Here is a 14,363-nt window from a genome sequence, read left to right on the forward strand (position 1 = left end):
CTCGGTGAGGTAGAGGTTGCAATTATTAATAGTATGATTTGGGAGATGTGTGGCATCGCTGAACAAATCAAAAAGGAATAATTGCCGAAGCAAGAAGTATCCACAACGCTTTCTTGCTGGGTCTGCATTGAATAAGTGCAGGACTGTCACAAGCGTTTTGCTTGTGGAGAGCTATCGAGAGGTATGTCCGTGGGTTTCTTAATAAGATTGAGAAGCGCGTGAGCATATACGCGCTTTTTTGTTTTGTTTGGAACTTCAAACACATACATATCTCCTCGCTTGACTTGGTTATACTAATTTTGGAGGTAGTTTCTATGCAACAAAAAAAATGGGGTTTTTGGGTACTCACTGCATTTGTAGTTGGAAATATGGTCGGAGCTGGTATTTTCATGGTTCCGAGTACATTAGCACAAACAGCTAGTCCTCTTGGCGTTACATTAGCTTGGTTAACGACAGGATTTGGCGTGTTAATGTTAGCTCTTGTTTTCGGTAATTTAGCAATTCGTCGTCCTGATTTAACAACAGGTCCGCAAAGTCATGCTTATGCACTCTTTTCTTCACAAAAAACGAAAAAAATGGCGGGTTTTAGTATCGTATGGGGCTACTGGGTTGCAAACTGGGCAAGTAACGTAGCGATCATTACATCATTTGCTGGTTATTTATCGCTCTTTTTCCCAATTATGAAAGATACGCATGTATTATTTTCAATCGGAACGTTTAACATTGAAGTTGGAAAACTAATTACGTTCTCTATCTGTACCTTGTTACTATGGGGAACACATATGATTTTAACGAACGGCATAAACGGTGCTGGGAAATTGAACTTCCTTGCAACAACAACGAAAGTAACAGGATTCCTTCTCTTCATTGTGGTAACGTTATTTGCCTTCCAAGCATCTAAACTTGGACAATGGTATACACCGATCATTGATAAAGAAGGCGTTTCACACGGACTATTATCACAAGTAAACTTAGCTGCCTTAACAACACTTTGGGCCTTTATCGGCATCGAGTCAGCTGTCTTATTATCAAACCGTGCTGTTTCACCAAAAACAGTAAAACGCGCAACTGTTACTGGCTTACTATTAACAGTTGGTATCTATTTAGGAATTACAATCTTAACAATGGGCGTTCTTCATGTCGATAAACTACAAGCATCTGAACGACCATTGGCAGATGCATTATCTGCAGCAATGGGACATGGCGGCGGAAAATTAATGGCGCTGCTTGCACTTACTTCTTTATTTGGATCCATCCTAGGTTGGGTTTTATTAAGCTCAGAAGTACCATATCAAGCAGCAAAAGAAGGATTCTTTCCATCTTTCTTTACAAAAACAAATAAAAAAGGGAGCCCGATTTATTCGCTTCGTATAACAAACATTATGTCGCAAGTGTTCCTATTCTCAACACTATCCGGGACAATTGCCGAGGCGTATACATTTGTTATTACCGTTTCAACACTTGCCTACTTAATTCCATATCTCGTTTCACCAATCTTCCAGCTTAAACTTGTTATGACAGGTGAAACATACGAAAATCAAAAAGGTTCTCGTATCATAGATGGAATCATTGCGGCTATTGCACTTATTTATGCACTATGGGTTATTAAAACAGGATCTTCTGATGTGAAAACATTCCTGCTTGGCATTGGATTATTTATCGTCGGATTTGCATTCTATCCATTAATGAAACGTGATGAGAAAAAAGAGAAACAAAACGAGCAAGTTGCCTAGTGAAAGGTGACTTGCTTTTTTGTGTACATGTAAAGACAGAAAACCTCTTTTTTAAGGTGGACGAGAGGATCTGTCCATGTGTAGGAGCGGTCAGGGCCTTTTTCTGCCACGTGCGATGTAAAAACAAAGGGTACATTTCAAGGTGCAGATCACTTTTTCTTCTCCATAGCAGCAATTTATAGTTTGAAAAACAAACAAAAAAGCACTTCCCTTTTAGAGGGGCAAGAGCATCTGGCCATGTGTGGTAGCGGTCAGGGCCTTTTTCTGCCACGTGCGGTGTGAAAACAAAAGACATTTTCCAAATTCACCCATGATATCGTGATGTGCATATGATAAAATAGCAGAAAAAGGAATAAGGAGTATTTGCAACATGTTACAAGTTTTCAAAAAGAGAAGTGTTGTGCACATTATAGGATATTTATTAGGGATTCTTGGATGCGTTCTCAATTTAACTGTGTGTATTCGCAAATTTTATTTAAATATGGAAATGATAATAGCTCTTTCCTGCCTGCTCATATCGACAATTTTTGTCTTATTCGCAATTATTTTAAACCGCCCATCTCTTATGTGTTTAGCTGTCTTCCCTACTTTACCTATTATGTCTTTGCCTATAATAGTACTAATAATAGCTAATTGCATGTATATTGCAGCAAGCCTATGCATGACAACCGAACACATACCTAAAAAAGGAAAACAGAAAAATAAAAGACTAGAACATTTTCGAAAAAATGGGTATTGAGTCGCTTCGAAGACTTGTTCATATATTTCAAATCGTAATAATCCTACAATATAGAGGTGGCTATAGTGACAATCGAAACACTTTGGACGAGTCGTTTCCAGCAACATCTACAAAAAATCACGATGTACTTTGCGCGTATTGTAAGTGGTCTAGTTTATAGCTTCCTTATTCTTCTTGGCACTGGCGGCTATTATTATGCAAAATTTCTTCGTTCCTTTCCATCTGAGTCTGTTGCATTAACCATTGTGACGATTTTACTTACGGTTATACTCACTCGTTCTCCCATTCGAACATTTTTACAAAAGCCAGATATCCTATATCTATTGCCGATAGAAGAAAAACTAGCCTACTATGTTAAGCGTTCTCTTTTATATAGTTATATCATGCAACTCTTTCCATTATTATGCGCGGTACTCATCATTACACCTCTTGCTCAGCAATCATTACATACAACTCCCGCTTTTTTATGCGGAGTCTTTGTCATTCTTGCTTTTATAAAGTGGTGGAATATGTACATACATTGGACATATAGAAATACAGACTTTGCTTCATACTGGTTACTCATTAGAGTATTCTGTAACGCAGCCATTACATATACAATGTTTCAATTCACTTCCATTACGGTTGTAGGAAGTATACTCCTTGTCATAACGCTCATATTTTTATATACGATGAACAAACAAAAAAGGCACATTCATTGGGAATATTTAATAGAGCAAGAAGAACAAATGGACATGCGCTTTTATCAATTTGTACATTTCTTTACAGATGTACCGCAAATTAAACAACAAGTCAAACAAAGAAAGTGGCTCACTACCTGGATGGAACAGATACTATATAAAAAACGATCTCCTTTTTTATATTTGTATAGTTTATCCTTTGTACGTACTAACGATTACTTTGGTATGTATATACGATTAACTTTAGTAGGAGGCTTTCTTTCCTACTACATTCCCACCTTTATTGGAAAAGGAATCACCGCGTTATGTTTCCTATACATATCGGCTTTACAACTTCGTGCTCTTTGGAATTATTTTTCGGGAAATAGTATTGTAGCATTGTATCCAGTTTCAGTTGTGGAACGAAAGCGGATTTTTATGACGTTTATCTATATAGTGAGTTTTATACAGTTTTTGTTCTTTTTCGGGGTTATTTTACTGAAATAAAAAGAATCCATTTTGATCAAAATGGATTCTTTTTCTGTCGAACATTGCCGAAGGGTCTTTATTCCCTGTCGAATCGCCGATAAACTTAATTCCGAGTAGAAGCAGGAGTTGGAAGCAAGGAGTAAACGTTCGTATCATAGGCAACATTATTTTGATACATATAATTTCTAAGAACGCCTTCTTTTTGAAAGCCTAATTTTGTTAGTAGTACATTAGATGCTTTATTTTCTGTAAAAACAACTGCTCCAATCCGAGTTAAATGTAGCTCATGAAATCCGTATGATATAACTTTTAAAACGGCTTCAGTGGCATACCCTTTTCCCCAGTGTTCAGGTAAAAGGGCATAAGCGATTTCCGCTCTCTTATGTTCGAAAGACCAGTCATGAAATCCAATCGTTCCAATAATTCCTTCTGTTTCTTTTATTTGAATTCCCCATTTTATCCCACGTTTTTCTTTATAGTTATTTGAAAAATTCCTAATTATATTTTCAACCTGTTCTCGATCTGTTAATGGATTTTGTCCGTAGTAACGTAATACATCCTCATTTGAAAAGCAATTCAATATTCCTTGTGCATCATCTTCTATTAGTTCTCTCAAAATTAGTCTTTCTGTTTTTAAAATAGGAAACATTCTCCCACTTCCTTTCCTATAACACTTTACCCATTAAATCTTCCCATCAAAATAGTATTATAGTAATTTCCATCCGATAAAATTTTGTCATTTTTTAAAATCCCTTCTACTTCAAAACCGTATCTTTCATAAAGACTTTTCGCTTTATCGTTCGTTTCAAGAACATTCAAAGTGATTTTCTTAATTCCATGCGAGTCTGCCCAATTGATGGATTCTGTTAAGAAGTTCTTTCCAATACCGTATCCCCAATACTCTTGTAATACGCAGACACCAAATTCTACTTTATGAGATGTTCTTTTCAATTTGTTCCCTTCACACCTTGAAAAACCTGCAATTCTTCCATTCACTTCAGCTACTAAAAATAGATTACTTACACTGTCTGTATCCTCTTTAATGATTTTTTTAAAACCATCTTCATCTATGTATGCTTCGCCTTTTTCTCTATCTAAATTCTCTGTTTCGCCATCTATTTGTAATCGTACTTCAGATAAATTTTTTGCATCTTCTTCCATTGCTGACCTAATCATATAACGTATATTACGAATATAAAATTCTTTTGGGCTAATTTTCATTATAATTATCTCCTATATAAATCTGTTTTAATGTTTCGACACATAATTCACCGCTATGCAGAATACAACATGCTCGCTACCGACCCGCTCCCTTGCATGTGGCAGGAAAAGGCCCTGACCGCTCCTATGCGCGGCCAGATGCTCTTGTCCTCCCCTAAAAGAAAGGGGTTTTATGTCGTTTTTTTAGCTTATATACATATCTTCTATCTTTCACACTTACTTTAATATAATAGAAAGGTTAATAAAACAAGCAGCCTTCTCATTATCCTATCTTCTCTACCTTCTCCCCTTGACGATGATACATATCAACTGCTTTCTTAAATAAGAAGATACTACTTATTCCTATGAAGCAGTACAAGATACTCATCCCCCAAGAAGCAATAACGGAACCGATCATAATGCCGAGCGTTCCTACCATCTTCGCAATTTGAAAGACCATGCCGTTAATGGCCATATACGAACTTCTCGCATCATCCCTTGCCATATCTGCCCGAATCGATTGGCTGACTGGCACATACATCATTTCTCCAATTGTTTGGAACAAACCTGCGAGTAATAAAATCCATAGACTGTTACTTGCTCCAAATATCGTAAATCCAATTGTATAGATAAATAAACCTGTATACAGTACTTTCCGGTCCTCAAAGTGATTCATGATTTTTACTATAAGCGCTGAAAATAAAACGACTAGTACTGTATTTTCAGTGGAGATCCAGCTTAGCATCCGAATCCCTGTTAAGTCAAAACTATTTCCGTTCCAAAGTGAAAATGTTATCGTTTCAAATTCCTTTTGCAGACGGACACCGATATAGTTGTTAATTTGGAATTCTAGTGATAATGCGCATATACTTCCTAAGCACAATACGATAAACGCCCTGTCTTTCATAACAACTCGGTAATTGTTCATCATATCTTTTAATACGTTTTGCTTTTCTACTTTCTTTTGAACGACATATACTTCTTCCATGTAAACCGTAATTAAATACAGTGTTAATAAGGCAATGCCTGTCAGCAGTATAAATAATTGAAAACGATAGTGTTCAAAGAGAAGTCCGCCGAAAATCGCACCGATTGCAATCGATAAATTGATTGCCCAATAATTAATGCTGTACATCATTTTTCGGTTTTCCGGTGTACTTACATCAATTAGCATTGCTTCTGTTGCTGGATTCATCACGCCAGAACCGATGCTATTGATTAGTAAAAATACAAATGTAAGCCAAGCTGAATCTATATAGTCTGAGTTCACAACTCCCATGCAAGCAATAGAAATGACTTGAATCACCTGTCCGATAATCATAACCTTTTTCCGTCCTAATGTATCGGCAATATAGCCGCCATATAAACCAACAATAAGCGACGCAATTACATTCAATAACAATAAGAACCCCGCTAATACTGCTCCTAATTTTATGGAAAAGTAAATCGCCATAAATGGAAAAATCATCGTTCCTACTGTTCGAGTTAAAAAGGATGTAATAATTCTAATTTTAATGTTGCGATGCATTGACCAAAATCCCATTTGTTTCCTCCTCCTTCTGTTTCTTCATTTTACTTTGAAAAAGAGGAAGAAAAAGGTTAAAATATTCTGAAGAGTTTCCCCTTTTAGAAAAAGGAGCTGTATAACATGAAAATTATGGACCACTATATTCGGCTAAGACTTTCCTTTCCAAATGAACAGCATATTCAAAATAGTCTCCAAGAACTGGCTGCTATTTTATTTTGTAGTACAAAAAATGTGAAGATTTTACTGAAGAAAATGAGTGAAGAAAAACTGATTGACTGGATACCAGGAAGAGGCCGGGGAAATAAAACGGAAATTCACTTTCTTCATACATTTACAGAAGCGATTTTGCCGCATGTTGAAGAACTTTTAAAAAATGAGAAGTTAAAAGAAGTTTTCCTTCTATTGAAAGAACCGCTGCCTTTCTTACTGAAAGAAAAAATAGAAGAACGATTAAATACTTATTTTGGATATACAACTTCAGATGATCTGTATGATGTGCTAAAAATTCCATATAATCGAAAATTACTCCCCATTGATCCAGCTTTTGCAGCTGTGACAACAGAAAGTCACCTTATTAGCCAACTCGTTGATACATTAGTGAAATATAACGAGAAAACGGACGAAATTGAGCCGCATTTGGCACATACGTGGGAAGTAGGCGATGATCAACTTACTTGGACATTCTACCTGCGTAAAGGTGTTCGTTTTCATCACGGGCAAACATTATCAGGAAAAGATGTAATCTTCTCCTTTGAAAGGTTAAAGGCCGTTCAATCTCCTTTTGACTGGTTAACAGAGGGAATTGAGAAAATAGACAATCCATCTCCTCTGCAAGTTATCTTTCATTTACGAAAACCAAATCGCTTTTTTCTACATTACGTAAGCTCTGTGCAATTATCCATTTTACCGCATGATGTAATGATCCAAAATCACCAGTATATTGGCACAGGTCCCTTTAAAATAAAAAGTCTTACCGAAGATCATATTATTTTAGAAGCATTTCCAGATTATTTTAAAGAGCGGGCACTCCTTGATCAGATTGAATTTTGGTTTGTTCCAAAGCAGTCAAAAATACGAACAAATTACGAATTACCGAACATGGGGTGTAAAGAAGAAAAGGCGGTGGAAACAGAAGAAATTGGCTGTATATACGCAGCATTTAACTTTCAAAAAAACGGCCCGCAGCATGATATCTACTTCCGAAAAGCGTGGGCAGAAATCATGGATCCCTTATCGTTAATTCAAGATCTTGGTGATAATCGGACAATGCCAGCTTATAGCTTCTTTCCCGATAAAAGCCGTACAATGCATAAAGAAACATCTTTATCGAAAGCGAAAGAATACCTGCAACAAAGTACATATAACGGAGAGACGCTACACATCTATTTCTTTGCGGTTAAAGGTAGCGAGTACGATGCAATCTGGTTACAAAAACGATGTGAACCACTCGGCATATGTTTACAGCTTCATCCCTTTCCAGTCACTGATTACTTTAACAAAGAGATTGCCAAGCAAGCTGATATCATTTTAACAGGAGAAGTGCTCGACGCTAATCTTGAAATGGCTTTTCTACATATCTTTAAAAATAAAAGCTGCTTTGTTCATCGTTTTAGACATCCGCATTATCATAAGCAAATTGAAAGCATGCTTGACCGCTTTATAGCAGAGCCAAGTAAAGAAAAACGATATGATTTAATATCTAAAATCGAAAAACTTCTTAGTGACCAGTATCTTCTTATCTTTTACTACCATGTCTTAAAAAGAAGAAGTTTCCCATCCGCCTTGCAAAATGTCACCATCGATTCGTTCGGATGGACAGACTTTGCCAAACTGTGGATTCGTCCGCATGCATAAGAGGCGGAGCTAAACAGCTCCGCCTTCTTCTCTTTGTTAAAAAACAGTGATATACCTAAGATGGCAAAAAGCTCAAAGTCCCTATATAACTCTGAGCTTTACTTTTGACTTATTTCATTAAATCCACTCTTTTCCATGTTCACGAATGAATTGAAGTTCCTTTTGATAATGTTCAAAATGTCCTTCATCTATCATTTTTTGAAACGCCATATCGCCTTCTTCAGCTTTCCTTTGCATGGTTTTACATAAGCCTTCAACTCGTAGCAATACCATCTCTAAAAAACCTTTTTCCATTCCTTCAATACCATAGGATTCAAAAAACAATTTAACCCTTTGTTTTATACGGTCGGCATCCTTTAACGGATCATAATAAACTGCCTCACCTGTTTCAGAATGATAAAGTCTGCTTAAAGGAACGCAAGTGTAAAGAGTATAGGCTATATCCCAAAGTCTTGGACCAGGAGCAGCAAGATCAAAATCAATAATCCCTACTGGCTTTTCGTGATTAAAAATAATGTTATAGATGGCAAAATCATTGTGACATAGCACCTCAAATGGCTGAGGGGTGTTATCGATTGGTTGCCAACTTTCTTCAATTGGAAAATCACTCACAGCATTATGATAGAGACGAAGCATTTTCGCTATCTCTTTTAAAGCATCATTAGACCACATATATTTTTTTAAAGGATAATTACCAGCTGCTCCTTCAATAAATGATAATATCTCTCTATTTTTTTCATCAACACCTAAAAACTTCGGTGCGTAACTGCAACCTTTGTTCTCCAAATGCTTTAATACCTTATGAATTTTGGAACTATCTTCCTTTATGTCTCGTCGCACAGTATCTCCCGCACGATATACGTTTGAAACATTCCCACCTGATAGCATTTCTTCGTTACCGTACTGACTTTTCATTAAAATTCCCCCAATATAGGGACTCTATGATCGTGTCAATAGAGATGTAGTTTTACCCATAAATAAAAGCAGATATACAAAGGTATCTGCTTGGCAATGGGAATTTAATTGTCCACACCATGTGTCCCTTGAATGATTTAAGATAGACAAATAAACGCATCCTTAAAAATCAAGAACCGCAACTGTCTCTATCTAATTAAATAATCATTTCAAGGTATTCCACATATGTATAGATTCCCCTTTCTTTACATCTCTAAGTTAGATATTACCAAATATCACTAATTAAGTAAAGAAAGATGAAGCCATAACGCTTAGACATCTCTCCCTACAAAGGCAACACAGTAGAATACTTAATCTCCCTTAGCGCTAAACTCGTTTGAATTCTCGTAATGCCGAGCATATTTAATTTACGAATAAAACGTTCCAATTCATTTCGATCGCGGTGCACCACTTTTAAAATATAATCATACTCCCCTGTTAAACAATGACATTCCAATACTTCCGGCATTTCGCGCATCGCTTTCTCTAACACTTCAAGCTTCTCTGCTTGATGAATATTTGTACTAACAAAAATAAAGCATAATAAGTCAAATCCAAGTTTCTCTTGATTTAAAATAGCTACTTGCCGATTAATAAATCCCTCGTTTTCTAATCGTTTCACCCGTGCGTGCGTAGCTGGCGGTGAAAGATTAACGCGTCTTGCAACCTCCGCATTGCTCAGCTGCCCTTCTTGTTGCAGCACATTTAAAATTTGAACATCTAAATCATCTAACCGTTCCATTTCCAATCTCCCTTTTCAAAGCAAACGATTATTCGCGAAAACACATAACAACCGCACTTAAAATGAACAACATTTCGTAAAATAGCATAATCACTTTATATTATTTCGAATTTTATTAATTATACAAAATAACATATATGACAAACAAGAAAAATGCTACAATTTACATAGTTTAAAGTATATATATTACACCACCGTGCACAGTGGCTTTCTTCCATCAAACGGGCAATGCGCAAGCCCTACTTTCTTGTAAAAGGAGCTAACTCGTATTATGCCTTATGTTATTTTATTACTTATCACAAGCCTATTATGGGGCGGAAATTTCGTTGTGGGAAAATCTCTTGTCGGGCACGCTTCGCCGATGACACTTACGACTCTTCGCTGGGGCATTGCAGTCATTTGCCTTTTCCCCATTGTTTGGCTGAAAGAAAAGAAACTATTCCCGCCGAAAGAGGCAATTCTTCCCTTATTTCTAATGGGAGTTACTGGTGTTGTTTTCTTTAACATATTTCAATTTTGGGCGTTAGAGCATACATCAGCAACAAATGTTGGACTTATTTCTACGTTAAATACGATTTCTATCGCTGCTTGTTCGGCGCTATTTATAAAAGAAAAAATAAATATATGGCAAATCACATCAATGATTATTTCCTTTTTTGGCGTTACGCTTGTTCTTTCAAAAGGAAAAATAGATGCACTGTTTTCCTTACATTTTAATATCGGTGATTGGTGGATGATGGCCGCGGTATGCGTATGGGGCATTTATTCTGTTTGCAGTAGATGGGCAACGAAAAAGACAACGCCAATGATGTCTACTTTATATTCTGGTATCTTTGGTATTATCATATTGATTCCCTTTAATATTTCTAATTTCACTATTTCAAATGTAAACGCTTCGTTCTTAGGATCTATCCTGTACACAGGTGTAATTTCAACTGTGTTATGTATGGTTTTCTGGAATATCGGCGTCCAAAAATTAGGGGGGACTACAGCTGGTATTTTCTTGAATTTCAACCCGATTTTCACTGCTATTTTAGCGTTTCTCTTATTAGGAGAACAGATGACGTGGATTCAAATCGTCGGAAGTATGATTGTGATTGGTGGCTGTTACTTATTTTCACACTTTAAATCTAGTACCACTTCATATACATCGACCCGCTTGGCAAAGACTCATTAAGAAGTATGCCAAACATTGTCGAATAGTCTTTTTATCGTGTCGAATCGCCGATAAATTGTAAAAATCGCCGATATATTCTAAAGAACAGTCGATATATTGCGAAAATCGCTGATAATCGATAAAAAACTTGAGCTGGCAAAGGCACATGGATGCCTTTACCAGCTCTCACACAAAATACTTCTTCAACAATGGCGGCGTAATAATTGTCGTCAAAATAACAACGATGACAATGGATGTAAAACTCTCTTTCGCTAATAAATTGGCAGTCAATCCGTTTGAAGCAATAATGAGTGCTACTTCTCCTCTTGATACCATTCCTGCTCCAATACTAATGGATGAACGTAAATCAAATCCTGTTAACCGAGCTCCAAGTCCTGAGCCGATTAATTTTGTTAATATAGCAATAACAGTCATAATGACAATGAACCATATTTGATTCCCTAATCCGTGAAACGTAATTTCCATCCCAATACTTACGAAAAAGATCGGAACAAAAATGGCATAGGCAATCGGCTCAATTTTATGTTCTACTTCATGCTTATATGTAGTTTGTGAAATGGCAATTCCGGCAGCAAACGCTCCGATAATCCCGGCAATCCCCATCATTTCACTGTAATAAGCAAAGGAAAAACAAATAATGAGCGCCGCGCTAATTAATGATTCTGAAACACGAAGCGGCGACAAAATTTTCATAATGAAAGGAACAGCCTTCCAGCTAATGAGAAAAATAGTAACAAAAAAGATGATTTTCTTAGCAATTACGATCGTTATATTCACATCTTGCGCACCGAGAAAACTCATCACAAATGCTAATAATATGACAACGATAACGTCATCAAATACAGCTGCTCCTAAAATCGTTGTGCTTTCTCTTGTATTCATTTTCCCAAGATCTCTTAATGTTTGCACGGAAATACTAACAGAAGTAGCGCAAAGAAGTAACCCTAAAAAAATGGCATGCGCCTGCACCATCCCAAATAAAAGCCCTCCAACATATCCGCCGACAAACGGAAAGATAATCCCCCCTATTGCGACAGCAAAAGATGATGTAAGATTACGGCTTAATTCCTCTAAATCTGTTTCAAGCCCGGCCATAAACATAAGAAGTAATACACCAATTTCACTTAATTCATCAATCAGCTCAGAGCTATTGATAATGCCAAGCATTGCCGGACCAATCACAATACCGATAATTAACTTCCCTAATACAGATGGCTGTCCAAACCGAGCACTAATATCACCGGCCAGTTTCGTACAAAGTAAAATGACGACAAGTTCAAAATAAAATAACATGCTATCTTCTCCTACGTAAAAATGCATTCGTTTCTTACTGTAGTGTTTACTTAAATGTGTCGTTTTATTTGTTACAGTTTTTATTGACAAAATATTCTGAAATATGATAAATTCACAAGTAAAATTACATATTTATTCCAAAAAGTACAACTGCACCATTCTCCATTGTATTTATATGTCATACAACCTCGACTCTCTACTTCGTTCTTTCAGGTGCTACGAAACCTCGCAGTTGTGTCTATCCCGTTTTCTAGCGGGAGTAAGAAAGACCACCATTTTACGGAGAGGAGATTTGAATTTGAAAACACTTTTACGAAAGAAACCCCTTACGACCGAAGCACCACGTCAGCTGAGTCGAACATTAAGTGCCCTTGATTTAACCTTTTTAGGCATTGGAGCTGTAATTGGAACAGGCATTTTTGTTTTAACCGGCATTGTTGCTGCAAAGCACGCTGGTCCTGCTATTATGCTATCTTTTCTCATCGCTGCCTTTACTTGTGCATGTGTTGCTTTTTGCTATGCTGAGTTTTCATCCTCTATCCCTATTTCAGGAAGCGTGTATACATATGCTTATATGACAGTTGGAGAAATTGTCGCTTTTATCGTCGGCTGGTGTTTAATGCTTGAATATTTACTCGCAGTTGCTGCAGTTGCCGTTGGTTGGTCTGGTTATTTACAATCACTACTGCTTGGGTTTGGAATCAAACTCCCGGCTACAATCGCTTCTGCCCCTGGTATAGGAAAAGGAGGCCTCATTGATTTACCAGCTGTCCTCATTATCCTTTTTATTACATCACTCTTAAGTAGAGGCGTTCGCGAAAGCGCCCGTATAAATAATATCATGGTATTAATTAAACTAGCCGTCATTATTGCTTTTATCGTTGCCGGTGCAAAATATGTAAAACCAGAAAACTGGACACCGTTTCTACCATTTGGTTACGACGGAATTATTGCCGGAGCCGCAACTGTATTCTTTGCCTTTTTAGGCTTTGATGCTATTGCAACTGCTGCTGAAGAAACAAAGAAACCGCAGCGCGACCTGCCAATTGGAATTATCGGTTCTCTTCTTATTTGTACCGTATTGTACATAGTTGTTTCCTTTGTATTAACAGGGATGGTTCCTTACACACAATTAGACGTATCAGATCCTGTTGCTTATGCACTTAGGTTTGTTGGTGAAGATACAGTTGCTAGTTTCCTAGCTGTAGGAGCAATGACAGGGATGACAACTGTTATTCTTGTCGTTATGTATGGACAAGTACGCGTCTCCTATGCAATGAGTCGCGATGGATTACTGCCAAAAGCACTATCTCGCGTAAATCAAAAATTTAAAATTCCTTTAGTAAACACATGGATTATGGGGATTGGCGCTGCGGTGCTTGCTGGTTTATTAGATTTACACATGCTTGCAAACCTTGTAAGTATCGGTACATTAACAGCATTCACGTTTGTTTGCTTTGCAGTATTGATTCTACGAAAAACACACCCAGACTTACCGCGAGCATTTCGAGTCCCATTTGTCCCTATTTTACCAATCATTGCAATTTGCTGTTGTCTATACTTGATGTTCAACCTTTCAAAAGAAACGTGGATTAGCTTTGGAATATGGCTAACAATTGGTTTATGTGTATACTTTTTCTACTCAAAGCGAAACAGTCACTTAGTCCTTTCGAAGCAAAACGACGAAAAAAAAGAAGCGTAAAAAAACAAGCTCGCTATCCTTAGCGAGCTTGTTTACGTTTTCCACCATTACTTCTGTTCTTTCTTCTTTTTCCAAGATTCCATACTATCAAAGAAAAAGTTAATAAATAATGCTCCTAGTCCTCCTAATACAAAGGTTATTAAAAAAAGCATCCACAGGCTTTTATCTCCCAAAAATTTATATCCGACTAGGAGCACGATACCAACCCATATATACTCAAGAATTTGTTTTATCTTTCGATTCGACACATCATCCGCTCCTTCTAAACAATCTCTATTCTATTGTAACATATA

Annotated in this window: 13 protein-coding genes and 1 riboswitch; of the genes, 6 read left to right on the forward strand and 7 right to left on the reverse strand. The window is 36.9% G+C overall.

Annotation, left to right across the window (positions count from 1 at the left end):
* Nucleotides 1-2 precede the first annotated feature (2 nt).
* Nucleotides 3-182, forward strand: a riboswitch (Lysine riboswitch).
* Nucleotides 183-314: 132 nt separating this feature from the next.
* The 3 genes from BM350_RS15965 (at nucleotide 315) to BM350_RS15975 (ending at nucleotide 3,638) form a co-directional block, all read left to right on the forward strand.
* A complete protein-coding gene (locus BM350_RS15965; protein ID WP_090918492.1) occupies nucleotides 315-1,733 on the forward strand; it encodes an amino acid permease in 1,419 nt (472 codons plus the stop codon).
* A gap of 370 nt (nucleotides 1,734-2,103) precedes the next feature.
* Nucleotides 2,104-2,472, forward strand: coding sequence for a hypothetical protein (locus tag BM350_RS27275; RefSeq protein WP_090918493.1), 369 nt, complete (start codon nucleotides 2,104-2,106; stop codon nucleotides 2,470-2,472).
* Nucleotides 2,473-2,537: 65 nt separating this feature from the next.
* Nucleotides 2,538-3,638 carry an ABC transporter permease gene (locus BM350_RS15975; protein WP_090918494.1) on the forward strand — a complete coding sequence of 367 codons (1,101 nt, stop codon included), beginning with the start codon at nucleotides 2,538-2,540 and terminating at the stop codon, nucleotides 3,636-3,638.
* Nucleotides 3,639-3,723: 85 nt separating this feature from the next.
* Here BM350_RS15975 and BM350_RS15980 read toward each other — a convergent pair whose 3' ends face one another.
* The 3 genes from BM350_RS15980 to BM350_RS15990 form a co-directional block, all read right to left on the reverse strand.
* The gene (locus BM350_RS15980; protein WP_090918496.1) at nucleotides 3,724-4,269 is read right to left on the reverse strand and encodes a GNAT family N-acetyltransferase; all 546 of its coding nucleotides are present in this window, start codon (nucleotides 4,267-4,269) and stop codon (nucleotides 3,724-3,726) included.
* A 26-nt stretch (nucleotides 4,270-4,295) separates the two neighbouring features.
* The gene (locus BM350_RS15985; RefSeq protein WP_090918498.1) at nucleotides 4,296-4,841 is read right to left on the reverse strand and encodes a GNAT family N-acetyltransferase; all 546 of its coding nucleotides are present in this window, start codon (nucleotides 4,839-4,841) and stop codon (nucleotides 4,296-4,298) included.
* A gap of 262 nt (nucleotides 4,842-5,103) precedes the next feature.
* Nucleotides 5,104-6,363 carry an MDR family MFS transporter gene (locus BM350_RS15990; RefSeq protein ID WP_090918501.1) on the reverse strand — a complete coding sequence of 420 codons (1,260 nt, stop codon included), beginning with the start codon at nucleotides 6,361-6,363 and terminating at the stop codon, nucleotides 5,104-5,106.
* A gap of 105 nt (nucleotides 6,364-6,468) precedes the next feature.
* On the opposite strand from BM350_RS15990, the gene BM350_RS15995 reads away from it, so the two are divergent.
* Nucleotides 6,469-8,202, forward strand: coding sequence for an SgrR family transcriptional regulator (locus BM350_RS15995; RefSeq protein ID WP_090918503.1), 1,734 nt, complete (start codon nucleotides 6,469-6,471; stop codon nucleotides 8,200-8,202).
* 117 nt (nucleotides 8,203-8,319) lie between these two features.
* On the opposite strand, the gene BM350_RS16000 is transcribed toward BM350_RS15995, so the two are convergent.
* On the reverse strand, nucleotides 8,320-9,117 hold the full coding sequence (locus tag BM350_RS16000) for a phosphotransferase (RefSeq protein WP_090918504.1): 798 nt from the start codon (nucleotides 9,115-9,117) through the stop codon (nucleotides 8,320-8,322).
* 325 nt (nucleotides 9,118-9,442) lie between these two features.
* Nucleotides 9,443-9,898, reverse strand: a complete 456-nt coding sequence (locus tag BM350_RS16005) for an Lrp/AsnC family transcriptional regulator (protein ID WP_090918506.1) — start codon at nucleotides 9,896-9,898, stop codon at nucleotides 9,443-9,445.
* 271 nt (nucleotides 9,899-10,169) lie between these two features.
* Between BM350_RS16005 and BM350_RS16010 the strand changes: the two genes are divergently transcribed.
* Nucleotides 10,170-11,075 (forward strand): DMT family transporter, encoded by a 906-nt coding sequence (locus tag BM350_RS16010; protein WP_090918508.1) that lies wholly within the window; start codon nucleotides 10,170-10,172, stop codon nucleotides 11,073-11,075.
* Nucleotides 11,076-11,240: 165 nt separating this feature from the next.
* Here BM350_RS16010 and BM350_RS16015 read toward each other — a convergent pair whose 3' ends face one another.
* Entirely contained in the window at nucleotides 11,241-12,395 is a 1,155-nt protein-coding gene (locus BM350_RS16015; RefSeq protein ID WP_090918510.1) for a cation:proton antiporter, read from the reverse strand.
* A gap of 271 nt (nucleotides 12,396-12,666) precedes the next feature.
* Here BM350_RS16015 and BM350_RS16020 point away from each other — a divergent pair, with 271 nt between their 5' ends.
* Nucleotides 12,667-14,070, forward strand: coding sequence for a branched-chain amino acid transporter BcaP (locus tag BM350_RS16020; RefSeq protein ID WP_090918511.1), 1,404 nt, complete (start codon nucleotides 12,667-12,669; stop codon nucleotides 14,068-14,070).
* A 47-nt stretch (nucleotides 14,071-14,117) separates the two neighbouring features.
* Here the strand turns inward: BM350_RS16020 and BM350_RS16025 are convergent, their stop codons facing one another.
* Nucleotides 14,118-14,318: a hypothetical protein gene (locus tag BM350_RS16025; RefSeq protein WP_090918513.1), complete on the reverse strand. Its 201-nt coding sequence runs from the start codon at nucleotides 14,316-14,318 to the stop codon at nucleotides 14,118-14,120.
* Nucleotides 14,319-14,363 lie beyond the last annotated feature (45 nt).

The sequence above is a fragment of the Bacillus sp. 103mf genome (assembly GCF_900116295.1).
Classification (GTDB): Bacteria; Bacillota; Bacilli; order Bacillales; family Bacillaceae_G; genus Bacillus_A; species Bacillus_A bruguierae.